The sequence below is a fragment of the Kitasatospora dryopteridis genome, assembly GCF_050749075.1.
Taxonomy (GTDB): Bacteria; Actinomycetota; Actinomycetes; order Streptomycetales; family Streptomycetaceae; genus Kitasatospora.
Genome location: NZ_CP192749.1, coordinates 413,013 through 437,579, shown reverse-complemented (window position 1 = coordinate 437,579; position 24,567 = coordinate 413,013). Strand labels below are relative to the sequence as shown.

General features: G+C 72.5%; 23 protein-coding genes. 10 read left to right on the top strand and 13 right to left on the bottom strand.

Features of this window, described 5'->3' with window-relative positions; genetic code table 11:
• Positions 1-88 precede the first annotated feature (88 nt).
• On the top strand, positions 89-823 hold the full coding sequence (locus ACQ614_RS01920; protein ID WP_431676380.1) for a hypothetical protein: 735 nt from the start codon (positions 89-91) through the stop codon (positions 821-823).
• A gap of 197 nt (positions 824-1,020) precedes the next feature.
• Here ACQ614_RS01920 and ACQ614_RS01915 read toward each other — a convergent pair whose 3' ends face one another.
• Complete coding sequence (locus ACQ614_RS01915) at positions 1,021-1,326, bottom strand: cupin domain-containing protein (protein ID WP_431676379.1); 306 nt, start codon at positions 1,324-1,326, stop codon at positions 1,021-1,023.
• Between the two features lie 539 nt (positions 1,327-1,865).
• On the opposite strand from ACQ614_RS01915, the gene ACQ614_RS01910 reads away from it, so the two are divergent.
• From ACQ614_RS01910 to ACQ614_RS01900, 3 genes are all read left to right on the top strand, one after another.
• Positions 1,866-3,461, top strand: a complete 1,596-nt coding sequence (locus tag ACQ614_RS01910) for an SMI1/KNR4 family protein (RefSeq protein ID WP_431676378.1) — start codon at positions 1,866-1,868, stop codon at positions 3,459-3,461.
• Between the two features lie 386 nt (positions 3,462-3,847).
• Positions 3,848-4,465 carry a hypothetical protein gene (locus ACQ614_RS01905; RefSeq protein ID WP_431676377.1) on the top strand — a complete coding sequence of 206 codons (618 nt, stop codon included), beginning with the start codon at positions 3,848-3,850 and terminating at the stop codon, positions 4,463-4,465.
• Positions 4,466-4,661: 196 nt separating this feature from the next.
• Positions 4,662-5,033: a hypothetical protein gene (locus tag ACQ614_RS01900; protein WP_431676376.1), complete on the top strand. Its 372-nt coding sequence runs from the start codon at positions 4,662-4,664 to the stop codon at positions 5,031-5,033.
• Between the two features lie 403 nt (positions 5,034-5,436).
• Here the strand turns inward: ACQ614_RS01900 and ACQ614_RS01895 are convergent, their stop codons facing one another.
• Positions 5,437-5,718 carry a pyrimidine/purine nucleoside phosphorylase gene (locus ACQ614_RS01895; RefSeq protein ID WP_431676375.1) on the bottom strand — a complete coding sequence of 94 codons (282 nt, stop codon included), beginning with the start codon at positions 5,716-5,718 and terminating at the stop codon, positions 5,437-5,439.
• A 400-nt stretch (positions 5,719-6,118) separates the two neighbouring features.
• On the opposite strand from ACQ614_RS01895, the gene ACQ614_RS01890 reads away from it, so the two are divergent.
• Both ACQ614_RS01890 and ACQ614_RS01885 read left to right on the top strand, forming a co-directional pair.
• Positions 6,119-6,868 (top strand): ATP-grasp domain-containing protein, encoded by a 750-nt coding sequence (locus tag ACQ614_RS01890; protein WP_431676374.1) that lies wholly within the window; start codon positions 6,119-6,121, stop codon positions 6,866-6,868.
• A 94-nt stretch (positions 6,869-6,962) separates the two neighbouring features.
• Positions 6,963-7,553: a hypothetical protein gene (locus tag ACQ614_RS01885; RefSeq protein WP_431676373.1), complete on the top strand. Its 591-nt coding sequence runs from the start codon at positions 6,963-6,965 to the stop codon at positions 7,551-7,553.
• A 213-nt stretch (positions 7,554-7,766) separates the two neighbouring features.
• Here the strand turns inward: ACQ614_RS01885 and ACQ614_RS01880 are convergent, their stop codons facing one another.
• From ACQ614_RS01880 to ACQ614_RS01870, 3 genes are all read right to left on the bottom strand, one after another.
• Positions 7,767-8,741, bottom strand: coding sequence for an alpha/beta hydrolase (locus ACQ614_RS01880; RefSeq protein WP_431676372.1), 975 nt, complete (start codon positions 8,739-8,741; stop codon positions 7,767-7,769).
• Positions 8,742-8,920: 179 nt separating this feature from the next.
• Complete coding sequence (locus ACQ614_RS01875; protein ID WP_431676371.1) at positions 8,921-9,880, bottom strand: NAD(P)H-quinone oxidoreductase; 960 nt, start codon at positions 9,878-9,880, stop codon at positions 8,921-8,923.
• A gap of 229 nt (positions 9,881-10,109) precedes the next feature.
• Positions 10,110-11,360 carry an NADH:flavin oxidoreductase/NADH oxidase family protein gene (locus ACQ614_RS01870; protein WP_431676370.1) on the bottom strand — a complete coding sequence of 417 codons (1,251 nt, stop codon included), beginning with the start codon at positions 11,358-11,360 and terminating at the stop codon, positions 10,110-10,112.
• 89 nt (positions 11,361-11,449) lie between these two features.
• Here ACQ614_RS01870 and ACQ614_RS01865 point away from each other — a divergent pair, with 89 nt between their 5' ends.
• On the top strand, positions 11,450-12,130 hold the full coding sequence (locus ACQ614_RS01865; protein WP_431676369.1) for a TetR/AcrR family transcriptional regulator: 681 nt from the start codon (positions 11,450-11,452) through the stop codon (positions 12,128-12,130).
• A gap of 196 nt (positions 12,131-12,326) precedes the next feature.
• Here the strand turns inward: ACQ614_RS01865 and ACQ614_RS01860 are convergent, their stop codons facing one another.
• Both ACQ614_RS01860 and ACQ614_RS01855 read right to left on the bottom strand, forming a co-directional pair.
• Positions 12,327-13,913 carry a succinic semialdehyde dehydrogenase gene (locus tag ACQ614_RS01860; RefSeq protein ID WP_431676368.1) on the bottom strand — a complete coding sequence of 529 codons (1,587 nt, stop codon included), beginning with the start codon at positions 13,911-13,913 and terminating at the stop codon, positions 12,327-12,329.
• Between the two features lie 11 nt (positions 13,914-13,924).
• Complete coding sequence (locus tag ACQ614_RS01855) at positions 13,925-14,848, bottom strand: acetoacetate decarboxylase family protein (protein ID WP_431676367.1); 924 nt, start codon at positions 14,846-14,848, stop codon at positions 13,925-13,927.
• 276 nt (positions 14,849-15,124) lie between these two features.
• On the opposite strand from ACQ614_RS01855, the gene ACQ614_RS01850 reads away from it, so the two are divergent.
• Entirely contained in the window at positions 15,125-15,853 is a 729-nt protein-coding gene (locus ACQ614_RS01850) for a type 1 glutamine amidotransferase domain-containing protein (protein ID WP_431676366.1), read from the top strand.
• 271 nt (positions 15,854-16,124) lie between these two features.
• On the opposite strand, the gene ACQ614_RS01845 is transcribed toward ACQ614_RS01850, so the two are convergent.
• Positions 16,125-16,328, bottom strand: coding sequence for a cold-shock protein (locus ACQ614_RS01845; protein WP_431676365.1), 204 nt, complete (start codon positions 16,326-16,328; stop codon positions 16,125-16,127).
• Positions 16,329-16,801: 473 nt separating this feature from the next.
• Here ACQ614_RS01845 and ACQ614_RS01840 point away from each other — a divergent pair, with 473 nt between their 5' ends.
• Entirely contained in the window at positions 16,802-17,296 is a 495-nt protein-coding gene (locus tag ACQ614_RS01840) for a universal stress protein (RefSeq protein ID WP_431676364.1), read from the top strand.
• An 82-nt stretch (positions 17,297-17,378) separates the two neighbouring features.
• On the opposite strand, the gene ACQ614_RS01835 is transcribed toward ACQ614_RS01840, so the two are convergent.
• On the bottom strand, positions 17,379-18,362 hold the full coding sequence (locus ACQ614_RS01835) for a LysR family transcriptional regulator (protein ID WP_431683804.1): 984 nt from the start codon (positions 18,360-18,362) through the stop codon (positions 17,379-17,381).
• Positions 18,363-18,433: 71 nt separating this feature from the next.
• On the opposite strand from ACQ614_RS01835, the gene ACQ614_RS01830 reads away from it, so the two are divergent.
• Positions 18,434-19,534, top strand: coding sequence for a YeiH family protein (locus ACQ614_RS01830; RefSeq protein WP_431676363.1), 1,101 nt, complete (start codon positions 18,434-18,436; stop codon positions 19,532-19,534).
• A gap of 61 nt (positions 19,535-19,595) precedes the next feature.
• Here ACQ614_RS01830 and ACQ614_RS01825 read toward each other — a convergent pair whose 3' ends face one another.
• The 4 genes from ACQ614_RS01825 to ACQ614_RS01810 all read right to left on the bottom strand — a co-directional run bounded on the left by ACQ614_RS01825 (position 19,596) and on the right by ACQ614_RS01810 (position 24,553).
• Positions 19,596-21,593, bottom strand: coding sequence for an acetoacetate--CoA ligase (locus tag ACQ614_RS01825; RefSeq protein WP_431676362.1), 1,998 nt, complete (start codon positions 21,591-21,593; stop codon positions 19,596-19,598).
• A 98-nt stretch (positions 21,594-21,691) separates the two neighbouring features.
• Positions 21,692-22,276: an RBBP9/YdeN family alpha/beta hydrolase gene (locus ACQ614_RS01820; protein WP_431676361.1), complete on the bottom strand. Its 585-nt coding sequence runs from the start codon at positions 22,274-22,276 to the stop codon at positions 21,692-21,694.
• Complete coding sequence (locus ACQ614_RS01815) at positions 22,273-23,607, bottom strand: MFS transporter (protein ID WP_431676360.1); 1,335 nt, start codon at positions 23,605-23,607, stop codon at positions 22,273-22,275. The genes ACQ614_RS01820 and ACQ614_RS01815 overlap by 4 nt, the downstream gene beginning before the upstream one ends.
• A 31-nt stretch (positions 23,608-23,638) precedes the next feature.
• Entirely contained in the window at positions 23,639-24,553 is a 915-nt protein-coding gene (locus tag ACQ614_RS01810) for a TauD/TfdA dioxygenase family protein (protein WP_431676359.1), read from the bottom strand.
• Positions 24,554-24,567 lie beyond the last annotated feature (14 nt).

Genomic DNA, 24,567 nt, shown 5'->3' with positions numbered 1-24,567 from the left:
GGCGCCGCGGGAATCCCGGGGCTGCATCGACGGCGGTGACGGACAGGGTCCGCTCGTCAGCCTCTCCCGCCCTTCCGAAGGGGGCCCGATGGCCCGCACCACCCCGCCGCGCCGGGCGGACATGGCCGCGGTCTTCCCGGAACTGGCGCCCCTGGCGCGCCAGACGGTGCGCCTGCACCCGCGCCTGGGCACACCGACCGTGCGCGACAGCTCGATCGGCGGCCCACTGCTGTGGCCGGCCGCAGAGCCCTGGCCCGTGTGCAGCGAGCCGCACCCGGAGGACGACCTGCCCGTGTCGCCCGCCGACGTCCGGCTGCGCCGCAGAATCGAGACGGGCCGGGCGGGCGGGAGCCCCACTGCACAGGAGAGGGAGGCCATGGAGGCGACGTACGAGGGGCATCCGTGGAGCCGGGAGCCGAACGCCCTCCTACCGGTGGCCCAGCTCTACGCGCGCGACGTTCCCGGCCTGCCGTGCCCCGACGGGGCGGACCTGCTCCAGGTACTGTGGTGTCCTCTGGAACACGATCCGGAGTGGATGCCGGCCGCTCGTCCGGTGTGGCGATCTTCCTCTGGGGCCGGCGTGTTGCTGACCGTGCAGCCGGAGTCTGCGGACGTGTCGAACCACGGCCAGTACGTGCCCGAGCCGTGCGTCCTGCACCCGGAGGTGGTGACCGAGTACCCGGGGCCGCTGGAACTGCAACCGGGCCTGGCAGACCGGATCGGGGACTGGTGCGAGCAGGAGTTCACCGGCACCGACCCGCGATACCTGTACGCCGAGGAGTTCCGGGCGTACTACCATCCGCACCTGGAAGTCATGCAGTAGAGGCCGACGCGTTCCCGGAGCCCCCGCGCTCCTGTCGGCCGGGCACCCGCGTGGGGAATCAGGGTGAGCGGGCTCTGGCCGACCACCTGGGCAGTGGGTGGGGAAATTCAACGATCCCCGGTGCCACGGTGCAGGGATCGTCTCGCCGAGCCGATATGCCTGGACCGAGTACCCGACCCTGACCGCCTGGCGAACTGTCAGTCGTCGGCCAGCTCCACGATCACCAGCGTCCCATGGCTTCCGCAACGGACCGCGTGCACGGTACCCGCCGCCACCACGTACAGCTCGCCCGCCCGCACCGACACCGGTGTGCCATTCACCTCCAGCTCCAGCCGACCATCGATCACGAGCAGTGCCTCATCGGCACCGTGGCTCTCCTCCTCCACCGGCAGCTCGTCCATGCGCAGTACCTTCACGCAGGCCGCCCCCACCTGGCCCAGCCGGCGAGAACTCCACGCCTGCGGCAGACCAGCTGCGGTCGCCACCAGGTTGACCACACTCACGGCACACCCCTCCCAACGGGCCTGATCGGTCGCGCCGATCGGCCTCGCGCACGAGATCAACGGATGCCTCGGAAGCTATCCGACCAGCAGCACGAAGTGGTCGACCGTTTGGCAAAAACTGCCGTCGGCCGCATTCAGACCGCCACCCCGGCCGAGGCCAGGCACGCATCCGGTTGCCCGAACCAAGATCTGGGACGAGCCACTTGCGCAGACGCTGCACACAGCCGCGGGACCTGTAGCAGCCCCTGCCACTCCCCGGGCCGGAGCCGAGCGAATCGCACAGTGGAGTGCCGGTGCCGAGCCGGACCTTCGCGACCGGAAGCGGCACGGCGATCCGGTGGACCGGGGGTCCAGCCAAGGTCGAGGCGTTCAACGGCCGACGGCGGCCGCCTCACCCGTCACCCCGCCGGGGTGCCGGCTCCTGTCCGGAGCGTCCGACACATCGTGCTCGGCCGGCCTCCGCAAAGGCTCCTCCCGTTCGTACTGCCACCGGCACCTGCGATGATCACCGCACGGCCGGACAGGAGCGGAGCAGGGACGTGACCGAGCAGGTCGAGCGGGGTGTGCAGCGGATCGCCGAGAAGATCACGGCGAGGGCGCCCGCCGGATGGGCAGAGGCGGTGCTCGTCAGCGTTCAGGGCCAGTACGGCCTTCATGTCTCCGGCCGGTACACAGCCGCCGGCGCGCACCCGAAGCTGATGCACGTGCCCGGGACCTTCGCGGATCTGGAGGAGGTGACGGAGGCGGTGGGTGCGGCCCGGGGCTGGGACCGCACCAGGCTGGAGCTCCGGTGCCGGCCGTCCGGGGAGTTCGCCATGGCCGCGTCCCGGGACACGGTCTCCGAGCTGCACGGTGCGCGGGCCGGGTTCCAGGCCGTCCTGGATCGCGGTTACCGGCTGCCCCGGCCGGGCTTCGCCCAGGACGAGGGTACGGCCGCCGCGGCGGGCGACCCGGACCTGGCCGTCGCCCGGCTCCGCGACCACCTGCAGCGGCGTGCCGGAATCCTCGGGCGCGCCGAGACGCTGCCGCCGCCCGCGACCACCGCCGAACTCGACGACGCCGAGCGCCGCATCGGCCGGCCCCTGCCCGCCGACCTGAGGGCGCTGTACCTGGTCGCCGACGGCAGCGGAGACGACGCCCCCGGTCTGTTCGGCAACCTCGGCTGGATGCCGCTGGCCCGCCTGGTCGCCGCCAACGCCGATCTGAGGGAACCGGTCTGGTCCGGCTGGGAGGACTCCTGGGACACGGTCGTCCTCGACGCCGACCCGCCCGACACCGTCCGGCGCTGCCACGGGCACCCGGCCTGGCTGCCCTTCGCCACCGCCGACGACGGCAACTACCTGGCGGTGGACATGTCTCCGGCCCCCGCCGGCCGCCGCGGCCAGGTCATCCAGATCGGCCGGGACTACTTCGACGGACCCGTGTACGTGGCCGACTCGGTCACCTCGCTCCTCGCCCACCACCTGGACCTGCTGGACCGAGGGGCCTATGCCGTGGAGGAGGACGACCCCGACTTCATCGACTTCCTGGAAACCCCTTCGGACCCCTGCCCGGAGTACGAGCTGCTCGCCGACGGGATCCCGCACGACGTCCCGGCCACCCTCCGGGCCGTCCTCATCCAGTTCCGTGCCCCCACCGACCCCATGGACCTCACGCCCCTCACCGCCGCACCCCACCTGCGGCGGCTTGAGCTCAAGCAGCGCCCCACCATCGACCTGGCCCCCCTCCGGGCCCTGCCGGTCGAAGCTCTCGCCGTCACCTTGGACGGCGGCGACCTCGCGCCGCTCGAGGGCCACCGGCACCTCACCTCCCTCGACCTCGCGACCGGCACTCCGGTCGACATCACCCCGCTGCGAACCGTCCCGAACCTGCGGTGCCTGGACCTCTCCCAAGCCGACGTCCGAAACCTGGCCGTGCTCGCCGACCTGCCGGACCTCCGCTACCTGGCCCTCAACGGGCACCAGTGGGCCGCCCTGCTGGACGAGGGCAAGCTCCCGGCCACTCTGGCCGCCGCCAGACTGGCCGGGACGGGGGCCTCCCGCGACGAGGCGCTGATCTGGGCGGAACGGCTCGGTCTGGACGGCGGGGAACCGCTCCACATAACCGGCACCCTCACACCCGGGCACTCGGCTTGACCACTCGCACTCCCGAGGGCTCGACAGGCTCCGACGCCGGACGGGAATATCGCGCGCGAGATCGTCAGCCGTGACCGCCCGGCACTCCGCGGTCGGCCGCGCCGCCCCGGCCCGCCGCGCTGCGCACCGGCGTCCGAGCAGCCGCGGCTGCGGTGCGCAGGACGGCTGCCCTGCGCCGGCCCCCTGCCGGTTGCCCCGAGTCGACACCGTGCAGTGAGATACCGTCAGATCCGAGGCTCCGGCCCGTTGGGCACCCGGGGCACCGAGACCGGGTCCGGGATCGCGCCCTCCCGTCTGCAGGCCGTGGGCGGTGCAGGCCCATGGCCGTTCCGAGCGGGCCCACCCGCCCGCAGTCCCGACCTTGCCGATCGAGGAGCACCCGCAGGATGTCGAAGAACACCACCGGCCATGCCGCCCCCACCCCGGAGGAGGCGTACGCGGACGCCCCCGCGCCGCACGTGGAGACGGCGGCGATGCTCAACCTCGCCCGCGCCAACCACGGCACCCCGTCGATGCACGGCCGGGAGTGGATGCTGCGCCATGCCGCGCTGCTCGACCGCACCGCGATGCCCGCCGGGCCGGCCGGGTGGACGAACCCGGCCGCGACAGGCGTCGCCATGCAGCTCCGGCAGATGGATCGGCACGGCGGCACCGGCCTGGGCCCGCTCGGCCCGGACGCGAGCGAGTGGGACGGCGAGGACGGCGCCGTCGGCTACCTGCGGCAGGAGTACCTGGCATGGCGCAGCGCGCAGCTGCCGGACCTGGCCGAGGTCGGTGCGGCGATGCGGGCGATGGCGGGGGGCACCGATGACGACGTGCGCTCGGGGCAGGCGGCCGGCCGCGATGAGCCCTGGAGCCGGGAGCAGCTCCTCGACCTTGCCCGGCGGCGGCTCGCGGCCTACGTGCGGGCGGTGGACTTCGGGATCGACGCGGTCGCCGGCCAGCAGCGCGCCGAGCAGGAGCTCCGGGAGCTGGAGGCCGCCGGGGGCGACGCCCGCGCATAGGCACCGCCGGCTGATCAGCGTCCGCGAGGAGCCCGCCGCCGGCGTCGACCTGTACGACATCGACATCGAGGACTGGTCCCCGCCCGGGTGCCGGGCGGCCGTCCTGTTGACCGCGTTTCGCAGGCGTACAGTGCTCGGCTCCCGTAGCCCAGGGGTGATCTCCTGGTCGGGCGACGCCGACCGGCACAATGTTCCGGTGGCCCTCTTCACCTGCGCGAACTGCCGGCAGTCTCTCACCGGGGATCTCAAGAAAGCACGGCCCTCGCGGGACACCGAAAAGCGACCCGGACATCGGATCGCCCCTCCGCGGATGGCCCGAGGCACCTATGCGATCAGCCACGACGCCAGTCTCTTCATCCTGCATCCCGACGACGTGCCGGGAACGACTCCGCACCCGGACCGCGGGCGTCGCAACGGCTGCTGCGGACTCGACGGTCGGGACGGCCCCAATCTCGTCTGCGCGGCTTGCGGCACCGATGTCGCCACCGAGCAGTCGGACTGCTGGACCCAGAACCTGGTGGCGCTGATCGCCGCCGCAGTGGTCAGCGGAGCGGAACCTCCAGCCTGAACCGTTGACTTTCGGCGCCGCCTCGCACACGTTCGCCGGAACACGTGCGCTTTGCTGAAGGTCTTGTCCGAGGCGACGACCTCCCCGCTCTCCCTGCGGGGACGCTCCTGCCGCGTCCCGCACACCGGTCCGTCCGCTTCAACCTCCCCGCGTCCGGCCGGTGCCTGCGCAGTGACGGGTGCGGCCCGAGAGCCGTACACACTCCGGGCCGCCCCCGGGCACCTTCCCGGCGACGGCCGGTGCTGTGCCGGTGCCCGCCCCGGTCCTGCTCCTGCTGCCCGCTGAACACGGTGTTCTCGGGCGGGGAGGGCCGGACGGCGCGGCCGTGGACCTCGAGCGACCACTACTGCCGGGCGGTCGCGTGCATCACGCCCTTTGACCTGGATGCGGCCGGTCGGTGGGGTCAGCGGTATTCGCAGAGGTAGGCGGTGTCGCCGTCGACCTTGAGGTGGAAGGTGCTGTTGCCCGGTACGTCGAACCGGGCGCCGGCGGCGAAGGTCTCCCAGTCGTCGGCGCCGGGCAGCTTGACGGTCAGGGCACCGCTGATCACGTGCATGGTCTCCGGGCCGGCGGTGTCGAACCGGTAGTCACCGGGGGCCATGACACCGATGGTCGCCGGCCCGTGCTCCTGCTTGAAAGCGATCGACTTGACCGTGCCGTCGAAGTATTCGTTGACCGTGAACATGGGCATCCCCTCGGGGAACGGGCGGGAACGAGCGGGCTGCTCGCCGCGTGCTGGGTGTCGGCAGGGGAAAGCTACCGGTGACGCCGTCGGGGCCGGTGATCCGTCTCGCCCCGCGAACACGTTCAACGGCAGGCAGACAGTGCCGACCGGCAACACCGGGAGGCCGCCGGGCCGGAACCGGGCGCGGCCGGCGGGGGCCACCAGGTACCCGGCGCCGACTCTTCCGGGGCCGATGTGAGCGCGGCACGCGACTGCGGACTTCCCGGTCGTCGTACCGCTGTGCCCGGCCGACGCCGGACAACTCGGCTGCGACTGTCGGCCCGGCGCGACTAGCCTGGCGGTTTCTACGGACCACAGGGGGGTCACAGTGCTGGTCATGCCCGGGCGGAGGACGTCGACGATGGAGCTGTTGGCCGTCGAGGCAGCGGGTCGTGGGATGACGGTCCGGGCAGCGGAGGAACTCGGCCCGGCGGCGGGCCCGGCGCACTGGTACGGCGGGCCGGTCGCGGGTGCGCGGCTGGCAAGCAGGTTCGGGTTCGCGCTGCTCGAACCGGTGGACGACTGGCTCGCCGAGCTGCCGGAGGAGTTCACCGGCCGGGACGTCCGGTCGGCGACCGTCGCGGACGCGTGGGCGCTGGAGCGGCCGACGTTCGTCAAGCCGCCGCGCGACAAGTCCTTCCCGGCGGACGTCTACGCCGACGGCTCCCGGCTGCCCGCCAGCCTGGACCCGGCAACGCCGGTGCTGCTCTCCGAGGTGGTGACGTTCGCGGCCGAGTACCGGCTGTTCCTGTTGGACGGGCGGATCGCCACGGCGAGCCGGTACGCGGTGTTCGGCCGGCTCGACCCGCGCCCGCTGCGTACGGACGGGACGGACCACGAGGACCGGGCCGTCGCCGCGGAGATCACGGAGTTCGTCGACCGACTGGTCGCCGCAGCCGGGCACACCCTGCCGAGCGCCGTCGTCCTGGACGTCGGCCAGCTGCTCGACCCGTACCGTCCGGGACACCGCTGGGCCGTGGTGGAGGCCAACATGGCGTGGTTCTCGCACGCGTACGCCGCCGACCCGGCGCGGGTGCTGGACGTGGTGCTGCGGGCGGCGGGGCCGCGCGAGCGGGTACGGCCGGGCGATCTGGCGTTCGTGCGGCACTGACTCGAACGAAGGCACCGAACCGCCGCGACCACTGCCGGGCTCCCCTCACCGGGTCCTGGCCGGGCTGTCATGACGGCGTGTCAGAATCCCGCGCATGGTTGAGAACACGGGGACGAACACCTACCAGCGCCTGGCCGTCCGGCTGCACGAGCTCGGAATGATCACCAGCCAGAAGGCGGGCGAGGCGGTCGCGTACACCGCCGACTGGGGCGAGCCCCACCCGAAGCGGCGCACCGAGGAGCTGACCGGGGTGCTCGAGGTCTGCGACGTGGCCCTGCAGGTCCACGGCGAGGACGTCGACTTCGCGGAGGGCGCCTACGCCGACATCCTCGCGGACGCGGAGCGGATGATCGGCGGCGCGGTCACCGTCACCGACGTGGAGCTGGTCGGCGAGATCGGCTCGTCGCGGGATCTCGACTTCAAGGTCAACGGCGAGCCGAAGTCCTGGCGGATCGAGCAGGAGTCCGACGACTACCTCGACCTGGGCGCCGTCGAGGAGGGCATCTGCGACCTCGTCCCGGGCGGCGACGACCCCCGGGTCTTCCACTGCGTCCCCGGCGACGGCGCCTGCGCCGACGACTACTACCTGCTGGCCACCCCCGGGCAGGCCGCGGCGCTGCGCGACGAGTTCGACCTGCGCATCGAGGTACGCGGCCCGGACGGGCTGCCCGTCCACGAGCAGTAGCCCCGCCCCGGGCCGGACCGTCGGCCGCTGTCCCGCCCACCGCGCGGCGCGGGTGGGCCGCCGCCCGAAGTGCGGGCGGCGGCCTTCAGCGCCCTGCCGGAGCCGCGGAGGCGTGCTCGGCCGGGCCGGCGGCACTGCGGGCAAGCGTGCTCGGCCGGTCTGCACGTGCTGGAGGGGTGACCTCGCAGCTGCGCCTTTCGGTGAGGTGTCCGCTCACCATCCGTGGAGGGCGTCGCGCAGGGTGTCGCCGGCGAGTTTGAGGGCGACGTTGTTGGCGGCGGTGTCGCGCAGGCTGTCGAGCATCATGAAGTCGTGGACCATGCCCAGGACGCGGACCGCGGTGACCTGGACCCCGGCGGCGCGCAGTTTCGCGGCGTAGGCCTCGCCCTCGTCGCGGAGCACATCGGCCTCGTCGGTGATGATCAGGGTCGGCGGCATGGCCCGGAGCTGCTGGGCGGAGGCGCGCAGTGGTGAGGCATGGGGGTCGGCGCGCTCGGCGGGGTCGGTGGTGTACTGGTCCCAGAACCACTGCATGCCTTCGCGGGTGAGGAAGTAGCCCTCGGCGAACTGCAGGTAGGAGGGGGTGTCGAAGGCGGCGTCGGTGACCGGGTAGAGCAGCACCTGGCACTTGAGGCGCAGTCCGTCGCGTTCGGCGTTCATCATCGCGAAGACGGTCGACATGTTGCCGCCGACCGAGTCGCCGCAGACCGCCACGGTGCCGGGGTCGAGGTTCTTGGCCGGGCCGTGGTCCCGGAGCCACTGGCCGACGGCGTAGTTCTGTTCGATCTGGGTCGGGTACCTGGCCTCGGGCGCACGGGTGTAGACGGGGAAGACGACGGCGGCGTTCGCGCGGACCGCGAGTTCGCGCACGAGCCGGTCGTGGGTGTTCTCGTCCCCGAAGACCCAGCCCGCGCCGTGGATGTAGAAGATCACCGGCAGGGTGCCCGTGACGCCCGCGGGGCGGATGACGCGGATGCGGACCGTGCCGTACGTGCCGGTGTCGACGTCGAGCCACTCCTCGTCGACGGCGGGCTTGTCGACGCCGGCGCCGGTCTGCAGGCCCGCCAGTGCGTCGCGGCCTTCGTCCGGGGCGAGTTCGTAGATGCGCGGGTGCGGGTCGGTGGCCTTCGCCAGATCGGTGGCGGCCGGTTCCAGGACCGGGGCGTTCGGACGTGAGGTCGTGGCCATGGGGCCTCCGTAGGGTCGTCGGGCGGCCCGGGAGGGCCGCCGCGCGACCATCCTTTCCGCGCCCGGTGCGGGACGCGTGCCGGGCCCGGTGGCAAGGGGCCGAACGGGTGGCCCGTGCGGCGCCCGTCCCGTGCTGTGACGCGGTTGCCCGGGCCGCCGTCGGCCCCCCACCGCGTGCTTCAGCCGTTCACAAGCAGGATCTTGCCGGTGTGCCGGCCGGATTCCATGAGCCGGTGCGCCTCGGCGGCGTCGGCCATGGGCAGCATCCGGTCGATGACCAGCCGCACGGCTTTCTGCTCGATCAGCGGCCAGACCCGGTCGCGCACCTCGGCGATGATGGCGGCCTTCTGCGCCGCGGGGCGGGTGCGCAGGGTGGTGCCGTGGACGGAGGCGCGCTTGAACACCAGCTCGGCGAGGTTGAGCGGGCCCTCGAGGCCGTCCTGCAGGCCGATGACGACCAGGCGCCCGTCGGCGGCGAGGGAGCGGACGTTGCGTTCGAGGTACTGGCCGCCGATGACGTCGAGGATGACGTCGTAGGGGCCGTGCTCGACGAAGTCCTGGGTGCGGTAGTCGATGGCCAGGTCGGCGCCCAGCTGCCGGGCCAGGGCGGTCTTCTCGGGGCCGCCGGCGGTGGTGACCACGCGGGCTCCCAGCGCCTTGGCGATCTGGACGGCCGCGGTGCCGATGCCGCCGGCGCCGCCGTGCACCAGAAGGGTCTCGCCCTCGCGCAGTCCCGCGGTCATGACGAGGTTGGACCACACGGTGGCGACGGCTTCGGGCAGGCCCGCCGCCTCGACGAGGCCGATCCCCTTCGGCACCGGGAGCAGCTGTCCTGCGGGGACGGCGACCTTCTGCGCGTAGCCGCCGCCCGTCAGCAGTGCGCAGACTTCGTCGCCCACCTGCCAGCCGGTCACGTGTTCGCCGAGGGCGCTGATGCGGCCGGAGACCTCCAGTCCCGGGTACGGCGAAGTCCCCGGCGGCAGGGGGTACAGGCCCCACCGCTGCATGATGTCGGCCCGGTTCAGGGCGCTGGCGACCACGTCGACGACGACTTCGCCGGCCGCCGGGGCGGGGTCCTCGACGTCGGTCCACTCCAGGACCTCGGGGCCGCCGTGTTCCTTGATCGTGATTGCTTTCATGGCACTTCCTTCTGCAGGGCTGGGGTGAAGGGCTCCCGGGTCCGTGGGCGGGTGCCGCAGACGGCTCGTGCTCGGCCGTGGGCGTCGGGGTCGGGGTCGGGCGAGACGGTCGGGCCCGACGGGGAGCCGGACGCGGCCGGCCGGATCACCGGAGAGCAGGGGCGGTGCGGGCGCCGTCGGATTCGCGGCCGCGCCCGGGGAGTCGTACGGGCGTCGGCCGGTGGCAGGACTACGCGGTCCGGGCGCCCTGCGACGTGGGCAGCCAGGCGCGGTAGCGGCGCAGTGCCCGTCGCTGCCGGCGCCGCTCGGAGACGAGGGCGAACACCGGGTGGGTGCCGGGCCCCGGGTCGCTTCCGCGGGCGAGGCGGCGCAGCTGGTGGCGGACCTGGGCCATGCCGGCGGCGGAGGCGAGGGCCTTGTCGGACCAGGTCACCGGTCGCAGCTGCCGGTCGGCCTCGCGGCCGGTGCGCCAGCGCTCGGGGAGGTCCGGGGTGACGGCGAGGGCGGTGCCCATGCCGATGAGCGCCACACCGCCGGCGAGGACCTGTTCGGCGGTGTCGCGCCGGGTGATGCCTCCGGTGAGCATCAGCGGGAGGGGGCTGGTGGTGGCGAGGTCCTTCGCCAGGTCGAGGAAGTAGGCCTCGCGGGCCCGGGTCCGCGCGTCCGCGGGGCGGCCGGTCATCGCCGGGCTTTCGTAGCTGCCGCCGGAGAGTTCGACCAGGTCGACGCCGAGCGGTGCGAGCATCGCGATCACCTGTCGTGCGTCGTCGGCATCGAATCCGCCGCGCTGGAAGTCGGCGGAGTTGAGCTTGACCGCGACCGCGAAGGACGGCGAGACGGCGGCGCGGACGGCGTGGACGACGTCCAGCAGCATCCGGGCCCGGTTCTCCAGCGACCCGCCCCAGGCGTCGGTGCGCTTGTTGACCAGGGGGGACAGGAACTGCGACAGCAGGTAGCCGTGTGCGGCGTGGATCTCCACGCCGTCGAACCCCGCCTGCTCGGCACGGCGGGCCGTGACCGCGAACCGGGCCACGGTTGCCTCGATCTGATCGGGGGTCATGGCGGCGGGGCGGCCGAAGCGGCTGCTGTGCCTCCCCAGGTCGACGCCGATCGCCGAGGGGCCCCACACCACGCCTGGCATGTCGGCCTGGATCTGGCGGCCGGGGTGGTTGATCTGCATCCAGATCGCCCCACCGGCGGCCTTGCCGGCCTTGGCCCACTCGGTGAACGGTTCCAGCGGAGCGGCGGCGTCGAGCACGACGCCGGCGGGGCCGGTCAGCGCTTCGGCGTGGACCATGACGTTGCCGGTGATCAGCAGTCCGGTGCCGCCGGTGGCCCAGCGCCGGTACAGCGTGATCAGCCGCCCGTCGGGCAGCTGGCCGGCGCCGGCCATGTTCTCCTCCATGGCCGCCTTGGCGATCCGGTTGCGCAGTACCGCTCCGGAGCGCAGGTGCAGGGGCGAGAACAGCTCGCTGGCCATCCTGGTTCTCCTCTTCGTCGACTAGGATGTGTACATCGCTTACATTAGGCGAGCAATGTATACGGTGCAAACATGAGAGAGGGTGGCCCATGTCACAGGCCGGCTCCTACCACCACGGCGACCTGCGCGCCGCCTGCCTGCGCGCCGCGCGGGAACTGCTGGAAGAGGACGGCAGCGCCGGCCTGTCCCTGCGGGCCGTGGCGCGGCGGGCCGGCGTGTCGGCAACGGCCCCCTACCGCCACTACCCGGACCGTGACGCACTGGTCTCCGCAGTCGCCGCGGAGGGCTACCGTGAACTCGCCGTGTGCCTGGCCGCTGCGCATCCCTCGCCTGCGACGCCCGACGAGCTTTCCGCGGTCGCCGTCGCCTACGTGCGCTTCGCTCTCGACCGTCCGGCGATGTTCAGGGTGATGTTCGCCGAGCCCTGCGATCCCACCAGCGAGGACCGGGTGGCCGCGACCGCTGCCATTTCCGGGTACGTCCGCGACATCGTCCGCGGCGTTTTCCCCGACGCCGATCCGGATGCGTTGGCGACCGCGGTGTGGGCGCTGGTGCACGGCCTGGCGTTCCTGCATCTGGACGGCAAGCTGGACGCCTCCACCCCCGAGGTGGTCGCGGACCAGGTCCGCGCGGCCGTTCATGCGATTCTCGCCGCTTCTCCGTTGGCCACGCCGGCGGCTGTGGCGCGCCCGGTGGGTGAGGGGCGTGACGGGGCGGCATCGTTCTCGACAGCGGTCGCCCGCAGTGCACGGCCGTGGTCGGACCGGTGAGGTGCCGTCAGGGACGCGCCCGTGTCGCCCCCGGCGGCAGGAGGCACCGGGGGCGACGGCGATGAGGTGCCCGGGAACGGCCCGCCGGCCCGTGGCGGCACCGTGCTGGAGGGCCGTGCGGCGATTCGCGTGCCCGTCGGCCGACGGTTCGTCGGGTGCCGGAGGCAGGCACGGGTAGCCACCCGGTTGTTGCGCTTCAGCGAAGGCCGGCTGCTTTGAGGATCCTCAGTGCGCCGGTCAGGAGGGTGGCCCAGGTTTCGGGCGAGACGGAAGCAGGCGGGTAGAACCCCTGGATGCGCTGGTGGGCGACGGTCTGGGGCTCGGTGTACTTGAGGATTCCGTCGGCGCCGTGGCGGCGGCCGAGTCCGGAGTCGCCCATGCCTCCCATCGGTGCGTCGATGCTTCCCCAGGCGGCGGCGAAGGCCTCGTTGACGTTGACGGTGCCGGCGTGCACGCGGGCGGCGACGGCCCGGCCGCGGGCTCCGTCGCGGGACCAGACGCTGGCGTTGAGGCCGTACGGTGTGGCGTTGGCCCGCGCGATCGCCTCCTCGACGTGGCGGAAGGGGTAGACCGAGACGACGGGGCCGAAGGTCTCGTGGTCGTACACGGTCATGTCGGGTGTGACGTCGGTGAGGACGGTCGGTTCGTAGAACAGCGGGCCGAGGTCCGGTCGCGCCCTGCCGCCGGCGAGGACGGTGGCGCCCTTGGCGACGGCGTCGTCGACGTGCGCGGTGACGGTGTCCAGCTGGGACTGGTTGGTGAGGGAGCCGACGTCGATGCTGTAGTCGTAGGCGGCTCCGATCTTGAGCTTCTTCGTGCGCTCGACGAACGCGGCGACGAACCTCTCCCGGACGGCCTCGGCGACGTACAGGCGCTCGATGGAGACGCAGAGCTGGCCGGCGGAGGGGAAGCAGGCGTTGACGGCGCCGTCGGCGGCCTTCTCGATGTCGGCGTCGTCGAGGACGATCATGGCGTTCTTGCCGCCGAGTTCGAGGGACGCGCCGATCAGGCGCATCCCGGCGTCGCGCGCGATCCGGCGTCCGCTGGCGGTGGAGCCGGTGAACATCATGTAGTCGGCGTTGTCCATGAGCTGGTCGCCGATGGAGCTGCCGCGGCCGACCACCATCTGCCACACACCGGTCGGCAGCCCGGCCTCGTGCATCAGGTCGAGCGCCCACAGTGCGGTGAGTGCGGTCTGGGTGTCGGGCTTCTGGACGACGGCGTTGCCGGCCATGAGTGCCGGGACGGCGTCGCCGGCGGCCATGCTGAGGGGGTAGTTCCACGGCGATATGACCGTGACGACGCCCTTGGGGTGGCGCAGCTCGGTCGTGCGGGTCAGCAGCGGGATCGCGCCGCGTCTGCGCTTGGGCCGCAGGAGCCCGGCGGCGTTGCGTGCGTAGTACCGGGCGGTGATGGCGATGTCGGTCACTTCGAGGAACGCATCGCGGCGGGTCTTGCCGTTCTCGGCCTGCATCAGGTCCAGGGCCTCGTCCCGGCGGGCGAGCACGAGGTCGTGGAAGCGCAGCATGATCCTCTTGCGCTCGCCCATCGGCGTGGCCGCCCAGGTGGCCTGAGCGGCGCGGGCGCGGGTGAACGCGTCCTCGACGTCCGCGGGCGTCGAGACCGGCAGGGCGGCCAGCGGGGTACCGGTGTAGGGGGCGTTGGCGGTGACCCGTGCGGCGTCCGCCGCGGCGGTGACTCGTGCGGCAAGCCGGGCGAGCAGGGCCGGGGTCAGGGATGCGGGCAGGCCGGAGGTGCGGGGGGTGGTGTGTGCGGTGGCCATGGCGGGGCTCCTTACTGCTGGCTCCGGCTCCGGACCGAGGTGGGGACGGGCATGTGCAGGGCGAGCTGGCCCTCGGTCACGACGTCGAACTGAACGGTCCTCATCGGCTTGAGCGAGCGCAGGTCGTCGGCCATGCGGCCGTCGCCCACTTCGAGGCCGACGTTGCGCGGCATGCGCGTCGTGCCTGCGGACAGCACGTTGGTCTGGCTCAGGGTGGAGTGCCATGCGCCGTTGATCGAGGTGTACGAGGTGAGGCTCGAGACGCGCTCGCCGCTGGGGTGTGCGGTCTGGGCGGGCGTTGCCGCCCGGAGGGCCAGGTCGGTCCCGTCGGCGTCGTTGGCCACGCGCGCGGTGGTCCGGTCGTCGTCGATGGCGACGTCGAGGCCGGTGACCCACTTGGGGAAGCCGTAGCCGTCGTGGCCGCGCACCTGGGCGATCTCCGTGCTCACGGGCAGGGACAGCACATAGGAGTCGAGGTGTTCGTTCTTGAGGCCGGCGACGAGGTCGAAGAAGCCGAGCCGGCCGTGCCGTGCCGGCTTCACGGCGATCCCGACGGCGGCTTCGGTGTAGAAGTCGATGTCGCACACGTCGTAGCGGAAGAACATGACGGAGACCAGCCCGAGACCGGGGGCGATCTCCAGCGGCGCCAGCTCCCCGGGCAGGCGGGTGCGGATCGCCCGGGAGGGGGCGAGCATCGTCAACCGTGCGGTCGAGATGCGGTAGTAGAAGTTCGGGGTCAGCGTGGGGCCGATCGGGGAGTCGACCTTCGTCTTGGGCAGCCGCCGGAAGAAGTCCACGCCGCTGACCCGGGGATCGCGGGCGACCTCGCCCAGGTCGGTGTTCATTCTGTACCGGTCGTACAGCCCGTCCCTCGGGACGGTGACCGTTCGGCCGCCCAGGTCGACCTTGACCGTTTCCTGCTCGGTCGGTGGCATCGGCGTGCTCCCTCGCATGAATGTAAGCAGTGTTCACATGAGGCTAGCCTTGGATGTAAACACTGTCAACAATCGGTCGGGGGTGGGCGGGTGCCCGCATGTGGCGGCATTCGCTCCGGCGAATGTTGACATTGATTACATCTCCCTTCTACTCTCAAGTAAGCGCTGTAAACATGGCGGCGTCCGGAGGAACGGAACCAGGTCGCCGCGCTGATCACCTCGTCGTAACGTCGGTCCCGTCAGGTCGGCGCCGGAACGAGCCGCACAGGAGGAGAGATGGGAAAGACCAAGGTCCTCTTCGTCGTGTCCGCCGCCGATCGCTGGACGCTGAAGGACGGGAAGGTGCACCCTTCGGGCTTCTGGGGTGAGGAACTGGCGGTGCCGCACAGGGTGTTCACCGAGGCCGGGTGGGAGATCACGATCGCGACCCCGGGCGGGAAGGCCCCGACGCTGGATCGCCTGAGCATGTCCTTCACCGCCGGCCGACCGTCCAAGCTCCGTGAGGTCGCCCGTTACCTCGACTCGATCCAGGCCGAGGTGAACAACCCCGAGGCGCTGGAGGCGACCGACCCGGACGAGTTCGACGTGGTGTTCTACCCGGGCGGCCACGGCCCGATGGAGGACCTGGCGTTCGACCCGGTCTCGGGCGCACTGCTCACCCGCGTGCTGCGTTCCGGAAAGCCGCTGGCGCTGCTGTGCCACGGGCCCGCTGCCGCACTGGCGGCAAAGAACGAGGACGGATCCTGGCCGTTCGCCGGCTACCGGATGACAGCCCTGTCCAACGCCGAGGAGAAGCTCAACAGCTTCGGCTGGAAGGCGGCCTGGCTGCTGGAAGACCGCATGCGGGAGTACGGCGCGGACTACGTCAAGGCACGCCTGCCACTGCTCCCGTTCATGGTGGTCGACCGCAACGTGTACACCGGCCAGAACCCCGCTTCGTCCGAGCGGCTCGCCAATCAGATCGTGGCCGACATGAACCCGGAGATGCAACGGTCGGCGTCGTGAGCGACCACGTCACCGCGTGACCTGCACAGGGGCTGCCACCCCTGCCGTTGAGGCGGGGTCGAGGAAGCCGTCGCTGTACGCAGCGGTGGCGCGGCCGGCGGCTCCGGCATGCCGGGGTGGTGCGGGAGGAGGGCGTGGGCCTGTAGCAGGGTGGGCGACCATGGGCCACCAGGGGAGGCCGCGCCGGCCCATTGACGGGGGCTGTTCCGGCCGGGACGGTGAGAGCCCCCGGTGGACGGGGTCCGTTCCGGGGGCTCGTGCCGGGCTGGGGTCAGATCACACGGATCTGCTCGGCCTGCGGGCCCTTCTGGCCCTGAGTGATCTCGAACTCGACCCGCTGGCCCTCCTGCAACTCGCGGAAGCCCTGGCCGGAGATGTTGGAGAAGTGGGCGAAGACGTCCGGGCCGCCGCCGTCCTGCTCGATGAAGCCGAAGCCCTTCTCGGCGTTGAACCACTTCACAGTGCCCTGAGCCATGCTGCTTCCTGTCCGGGATGGTGCCGGGACCGCCGTGTGCGGCCCGTGCGGAGGTGATCGCCAAGGTCCGGAGGTTGCATGTGCGGGACAGCAAAAACGCCCGCGGGCATGTGACCGCGGGCGAACGACTCGGAACCACGACTGCTCTGGCAAGAACGCTACCGAGCCGTCCGCAGGAGCGCACGCGGACGCGCTGGTCTTCCTCGGCCGAGACAACCGGGACACCCGCTTGCCGCCGACGCCGGACGTGCGCTGGTGCCCGCGTACGGACAGGCGCAGGCTGAGTAGTACACAGGTCACCAGCCTTGGCCGGGCCTGGTCGGACGGCCGCTCCCGGGGCCGGCCGAGCAGGGATCCGCAGCCGTTCACGGTGGTCCGCGCACGCGGCAACCGAGCGGAACGCCCGCGACCTCCTCGGCCCTCGCTGCGCAAAGACCGTGCCGCCCCGCCCGCCGAACCGCCGGAGCTCTCCGATGACCGATACTCCTGCCTCCCGCACGGCCCGCCCGATCGTGGTCGGCACGGACGGGTCGGCCCCGGCCCGACAGGCCGTGATCTTCGCGCTCCAGGAGGCACAGCTGCGCGGTGCCGGCCTACGGGCCGCCTGCGCATTCGAGTACACCCCGACCCAGTACTCGGGCTTCGAGTGGACGGTCGGCTCGGGCCCCGACAGCGGTCCCGTGCCGCAGCAGCGCGATCTCGTCATGCAGTCCGTGGCCGACTCCGTCAAGGAACTGCAACAGCAGCTCGGCGGCCCGCCTGTCGATGTGGAGATCGTCTGCGAACGGGGACGTCCGGCGCAGGTCCTTCTCGAGGCGAGCAGGGACGCCTGCCTTCTCGTCGTCGGTTCCCGAGGATCGGGTGCCTGGGGACGCCTCACCCTCGGGTCCACCAGCACCGAGGTCGTCCACCACGCCCGCCTCCCGGTCGTCGTCGTCCCGGCGGAAGACGACACTGAATCTTCCTGAGCACCGATCCGGCCACGGTGCCGCCTCTGCCACAGCCTCGGCCGCGGTGGCCGGTGGCCGGTGGCCCGTGGCCGGATCACGGTCACCGACCGGCTCGTGTGCAGGCGAGGAGTTCGGCGGCCGGACCGGTCGGGGTGCGGCCGGACGGCCACACCGCGCGCAGGGACCGGCGCATGTTGATGCCTTCCGTCTGCACCTCCACCAGGCGTCCGTCGGCGATGGCCGTACGCACGGCGAGCTCGCTCATGACGGCCGGGCCCGTCCCGGCGATCACGGCGTTGCGGACGGCCGTGGCCGAACCGAGTTCCAGCAGACGCCGGGAGTCACCCGCCCCTGCCCGGCGCAGTGCCTGGTCGAGGGTGTCGCGCGTGCCCGATCCCCGTTCGCGCAGCACCAGGGGAGTGGCGGCGAGTTCGGCGGCGTCCAGTGGCCGGCGCCGCCGGGTCCAGGGGTGGCCGGGGGCGACCACCACCAGCAGCCGGTCGCCGGCCACCTGACGGGTCGAGAGTCCGCTCGGCGCCCGCGGCGCCTCGATGAAGCCGATGCCCGCCGCGCCCGTGCGCACCAGTTCGGGGACGTGCTCGCTGTTGGTGACCTGGAGGCTCACCTGCAGGTCGGGCTGCCGTTGACGCAGCTCGCCGATCCACGCCGGCAGCAGGTACTCGGCGACGGTCATGCTCGCCGCGACCCTGAGCTCGGCGTCGCGCCGGACGCGCAGCGCCTCCGCGCCGGTGACCAGCCGGTCGAGTTCGAGCAGGACGCGCCGGGCCCACTCGACGACCGCTCCGCCGGCGGCGGTGAGCTGGGAGCCGCGACGGGTCCGGTCGAGCAGGACCAGGCCGAGCCGGCGCTCCAGCGCGGAGAGCCGCTTGCTCGCCGAGGGCTGTGCGATGCCGAGGCGCGCCGCCGCGCTGCCGAGACTGCCCGTCTCCCCGACGAGGACGAGCAACCGCAGCGATTCCGGGTCCGGTAGACGGCCGAACGCGGCGGGGTCGGGCGGGCCGCCCCCGATCGCGCCCGTCCCCCGTGCACTCACAGCCGTCGAGAAGACGACCGGCGGACTCATACCCATGGGCTATGACCTCCTCTGGAAGTGGGGGCTACGCGGACGTGCGGGCGGCCGGAACAGTCGCACGCATGAGTGATGCCTTTGATGTCCAGTCCCCGGCACCGACCGCCGCACCGGTCGACCGGCGCACGCCGCAGGACGCGGACGCGCCCCGGCCGTCCCGCCGGAGCGCATGTGCAGCCCGGGTGCCCGGCCTGGCCGCGGCGCTGGCCGTGGCCGTGGCGGGCACCGCCGTCGGCAGGCTCGTGCCGGTCGTCGGCGGTCCCGTGTCCGGGATCCTGCTGGGCGTGCTGGTCGCCGTCCTCGCCAAGCCGGGCCCGCGGCTGAGGTCCGGAATCGACTTCGCCGGCAAGCCGGTGCTGAAGTGCGCGGTCGTCATTCTCGGCTCCCAGTTGTCGCTGGTTCAGATCGCCAGGGTGGGGGCGGGTTCGCTGCCGGTGATGGTCGGCACCCTGGTGGTGTGCCTGGCCGCCGCCTACGGCATCGGCCGGTGGCTCGGCGTGGTCGGCGACCTCCGCACGCTGATCGGTGTGGGGACGGGTGTCTGCGGCGCGTCGGCGATCGCCGCGGTGACCCCGGTCATCGGCGCGGCCGGCGCCGAGGTCGCGTACGCGATCTCCACGGTCTTCCTCTTCAACATCGCCGCGGTCCTCGTGTTTCCGGTGCTCGGGCACCTGCTCGGACTGAGCCAGCACGCCTTCGGGCTGTTCGCCGGGACGGCGGTCAACGACATGTCGTCCGTGGTCGCCGCGGCCGCCACCTATGGCCCGGGCGCGGCCGACTACGGCGTCGTCGTGAAGCTCACCCGCACCCTGATGATCATCCCGATCTGCATGGTGCTGTCGGCGCTGGTCGCCCGGCGGGCCAGGCACGGGGCGGGGACCGCCGTCACCCGGGTGCGGGTGGCCGAGCTGGTGCCGGGATTCCTCCTGGCCTTCCTGGCCGTGGCCGCGGCCAATACCGCGGGGCTCGTTCCCGCCGGGGCCCGTCACGGCCTCAGTGAGCTCTCGGTCTTCCTGATCACCGTGGCGCTGTCGGCGGTCGGGCTCTCCACCGACCTCGGCGGACTGCGCCGCGCCGGGGCCCGGCCCCTGATCCTCGGCGCCTGCCTGTGGATCGTCGTGACGGCCGGCAGCCTGGGGCTGCAGTGGCTGACCGGCGCGCTGTGACCCGGGCCCCGGGTGACCCGGGTGCCCGGGCGGAATCCCCCGGGCCCCGAGGCCTCCGGCGTCAGCGGGCCCGCGGTGGCCGGGCACCGTTCGCGAAGTCCGCGAACCAGGTCAGCATCTCCGGGTTGGTGACGGCCCCCTCGCCGCTCACCTCCGCGACGCTCGCACCCTGGAGGATGCGCTTGACCGGGACCTCCAGCCGCTTCCCCGTCAGGGTGCGCGGCACCGCCGGCACTTCGGCGACGGTGTCCGGCACGTGTCTGGGCGAGAGCTGGTGCCGGATCGCCGCGGTGATCCTGGCGCGCAGCGCGTCGTCGAGGACGGCGCCCTCGGCCAGGACCACGAACAGCGGCATGTGGTAGCCGCCGTCCGGCAGTTCGGCTCCCACGACCAGGCTGTCCGCCACCTCGGGCAGCTGCTCCACCACGGCGTAGATGTCGGCCGACCCCATCCGCACGCCCATCCGGTTGAGCGTCGAGTCGGAGCGTCCGGCGACCACGACGGTGAGGTCGGGGTCGACCGTCACCCAGTCGCCGTGCCGCCACACACCCGGATACATGTCGAAGTAACTCGCCCGGTAGCGCGAGCCGTCCGGATCGCCGACGAAGTGCAGCGGCATCGACGGCAGCGGGGCCGTCACCACCAGTTCGCCCTGCCGGCCGGTCAGCGGCCGGCCGGAGGGGTCCCAGGAGGCGAGTGCGACACCGAGCGCGGGGCACGGTATCCGGCCGACCCGGACGGGCAGCAGGGCACTGGCGCCGGCGAGGACCGAGCAGATGTCGGTGCCGCCGCAGATGGACTGCAGCCGGACGTCCGGGCCGAGGCGGTCGTGGACCCAGCGCCAGGTGCTCGGCGGCAGCGTGGACCCGGTCTGCAGGACGGTCCGCAGCGCGGTGAGGTCGTACCGGTCCGCGGGGCGTGAGTCCGCCTTCTCGGCGGTGGTCAGGTACGCCGCGCCCAGGCCGACCACGGTGGCGCGGGTCCGTTCGGCGACCCGCCAGACGCCGTCGGTGTCGGGATGGGTGGGGCTGCCGTCGTACAGCACGAGGGTGCTGCCGTGCAGCAGGCCGCCGACCATGAAGTTCCACACCATCCAGCCGGTCGAGGTGTGGAAGAAGTACCGGTCCTCGGCCCGCAGGTCGCAGCCGAGGCCGAGGGCCTTGAGCAGTTCGACGACGATGCCGCCGTGGCCCTGCACGATGCCCTTGGGCCTGCCGGTGGTGCCGGACGACCAGAGGATCCACAGCGGGTGGTCGAAGGGCACGTCGGCGAAGTCGAGCCGGGCCTCCCCGGCGGTCAGCGAGGCCCACCGGTGCTGCACCACGTCGCCGCGCGCCGACCACGCGGACGCGGGCGCCGCCGGACGGAGGTGGTCGACCGTGACCAGGTGCCGGAGCGTGGGCAGCCCGGCCGCGATCTCGGCGACGGCCGGGAGCCGGTCGTACTCCTTGCCGCCGTGGCGGTAGCCGTCCACGGCCAGCAGGACGGTCGGTTCGGCCTGCCGGAGCCGGGAGAGCACGCCGGCCGTGCCGAACTCCGGCGAGCAGACGGTCCACACCGCCCCGACGGCCGCCGCCGCCAGCAGACCGGCCACGGCGTGCGGCGTGTTCGGCAGGTAGCCGGCGACCCGGTCGCCCGGCTGCACGCCCATCTCCCGCAGGCCCGCGGCCAGCGCCGCGACCTGGCGCCGGAGTTCCTGCCACGAGGTCTCCACGGGCTCCCCGCCCTCGGTCAGGCTGACGAGGGCGGGGCGCTCGTCGGTGGCACGGGCGAGGCAGCGCTCGGCGAAGTTCAGCCGCGCACCCGGGAACCAGACCGCCCCGGGCATGGCCGCGTCGCCGAGCACCTCGTCGTAGCCGGAGACGGCGTCGAGGCCGTAGTGCTCCCACACCGCAGACCAGAAGCCGGGCAGGTCACCGGTGCTCCACCGCCACAGCTCCGCGTAGTCGGAGAACCGCAGGCCCCGGGTGTGTTCCAGCCGGTTCAGGAAACCGGCCACGTCGGACTTCTCGGCCGAGGCCGGGCTCGGGGACCACAGCAGGTCGGTATCGGTGTTCATCGTCGCCTTCCGGTGGTGCGGGTGGAAAAACGGGGGCGTGTCCGACGGTTCCCGCGCCGGGCGGGAACCGTCGGACACGCCCTGGGGCATTCGTGTCGTCAGCCGAACTCGAGTTCGCGGACCAGCTCCTCCGCCTGCGGCCAAGGACCGTAGCCGGCACCAGGGTTGAGGTGTCCGACCGAGCCGAGCCCGATCAGGCTGCTGCCCCAGGCGGCGGCCATCTCGGAGACCCTCTTCGGGTGGGCGAGCGGGTCGTTGTCGCTCATCGCGACGATGCTGGGAAACGGCAGGGCGGTTCGCGGTGTCGGGGACCAGCCCTTCTGCCGGAGCGCCTCCGGGGTGGGGTAGCCCTCCGGCAGCGGGGTGTCGAAGTCCGGCGGTGTGGCCAGCAGCGCGCCGTGGACCGGGAGGCGGGTCCGCAGTGCCCAGTGGACGGTGGTCATCACTCCGGCGCTGTGGGCGACCAGGATCGGCGGTCCCGGTGCCCGGGACACCGTCTCCTCCAGGGCGGCGACCCGGGCCTCGCAGTCGATCTGATCGTTGTCGCCGGTCAGCGGCGGTACGGTGCGGACGTCCCGGCCGGCGGCGGCGAGGCCGTCGGCGAGGATCGTCTGCCAGTGGTCGGGGACGTGGTGGCGCAGCCCGGGGACGATCACGACCGGGGGAGGGAGGGTGGATCTCATGCGGGTGCCTCCGCTTCGTGGGTGGCCGGGGCGAGGCCGCTCAGGCGGCGCAGATCGGCGGGGTAGCGGCTGCGGCCGATCAGGAAGCAGGCCGAGGCCAGGAGCGCGACCAGCGGGACCAGTTGCAGCGCGCCGAGCAGGCCCGTACGGTCCGCGATCACGCCGGTGATCGCAGCCCCGGGGGCCAGGCCGAGCAGGCTGTTGGCCAGGGTGAGCGTGCCGAAGGCGGTCGCCGGGATGGCATCCGGGGTCAGGTTGGCGACCATGGCGGCCGCCGGGCCGGCCGTCGCACCGGAGAGCAGGGCGCCGGCGCCGAGCAGGACGAGCTGGGGCGCCCCCGTCGGCAGCCGGAACGCGGCTGTCAGGAGGACCAGCGAGCCCAGGCTGCAGGCGATGGCGACCAGCCACTTGCGGGCCGCGTCCGACCGGCTGATCCGGTCGGACGCCATGCCGCCGCCGATCATGCCGATGCCGATGAGGAGGGCGAAGATCCCTGCCGTGCCGCCGGCCTTGGCGGCGGGCATCGCGTAGTAGCGGTTGAAGAAGCTGGGCAGCCAGGCGATCAGCGCTCCCGGTATGAACAACTGGAGCCCGCTGCCGACGTACGCGCTGACCACCGAGACCGAGGAGAACAGCCTGGGCAGGAGGGCGCGCAGCGGTGCCGCCGCCGCCCGCTCCGCCCGGCCGGGGCGCGGCCCGGGGTGGAGCCGCTTCTCGGTGACCACGAGCGCGAAGACCACGGCCAGGACCAGCCCGAAGATCCCCATGGTGCCGAACGCCCAGCGCCAGCCCAGGTGTTGGCCGACGAAGCCGCCGATCGCGACCCCGAGGACCGAGCCGAACGCGCCGCCGGCGATGAACGCACCCGAGAGGGTGGCCCGCATGCCGATCGGGAAGACGCTGAGGACCACGGCGATGCCGACACTGCCGTAGGCGGCCTCGCCGATGCCGACGAAGAGGCGGCCGACGAACATCTGGCCGTAGCCGGCCGCCACCGCGCAGCCGAGGGTCGCCACACTCCACGTGGCTGCGGCGACCACCAGGCTCCGTACCCGGCCCCAGCGGTCCGCGAGCAGGGACATCGGGAAGGCCAGCACGCCGACCGCCAGTGCGACGACGCCGCTGAGCGATCCCAACTGGGCGTCCGTCAGGAGCCATTCGGCCTTCAGCAACGGGAAGACCGCATTCAGCACCTGCCGCGACATGTAGTCCGAGAGGAGCAGTCCGAAACTCAGCGCGAAGACCATCCAGGCATAGCGCCGGGACACGGCCGGCGCCGGGACCTGGGCGGCCGGAGCCACCGCCGGCTCCGCATTGGTGTGAAACGCCATTGTTACCACCTCACCTGTTGCTGGGACGGGCTCAGAAGGGTCTGTCTCCGACGATTCCGGCGCGCTCCATCCGGCGGACGGCGGGCCAGTAGTCCTGCACGGCGTAGTGCTGGGTGGAGCGGTTGTCCCAGATGGCGACGCTGTTCGGCTGCCAGCGCCAGCGCACCTGGTACTCGGGGATCGCCGCCTGGCTGATCAGGTAGGTCAACAGGTTGGCGGCGCCGGGGGCGTAGTCCAGGCCGAAGCGGACGTTCTCCGGGGTGTGGTAGTTGACGAAGTGCGTGGTGAAGCCGTTGACGAAGAGGATCTTCTCGCCGGTCTCGGGGTGGGTGCGCACCACCGGGTGCTCGGCGTCCGGGTACTGGGCCTTCAGCCGGTGGCGCGCCTCGGTCGGCATCACCGCGCCGAAGGTCGCCTCGATGCTGTGCCGTGCCCGCAGGCCCTCGATCTGCGCCTTGACGTGGTCCGGCAGCCGGCGGTGGGCCTCGGCCATGTTGACCCAGAGCGTGTCGCCGCCGACCGGGGGCGATTCGATGCAGCGCAGGACCGCGCCCATGGCCGGGGTCTCCCGCCACGTGCCGTCGGTGTGCAGGGCGTTCTCGTAGTGCTCGGGCGGGCTGTCGAGTTCCTTGTAGATGCGCACCAGCCCGGGGTGGTCGGGGTCGCTGCCGGCCACCGGGTGGTCCTCCAGCGGGCCGAACCGCCGTGCGAAGGCGACGTGTTCGGCCCGGGTGATGTCCTGGTCCCGCAGGAACAGGACCTTGTACTGGAGCAGGAGTTCCCTGATCTCGGCGAACAGGTCGGCGTCGCGCGAGGCGTCGCCGAGGTTCACACCGGACAGCTCGGCGCCGATGGTGCAGGTCAGCGGCTCGACCTTGATCGAGCGGCGGACGGACGGGCGCACCAGGGCCGGCGCAGCCGGGCCGGGGAGGGCGGTCTGGTTCATGTGGTTCCTCCGGG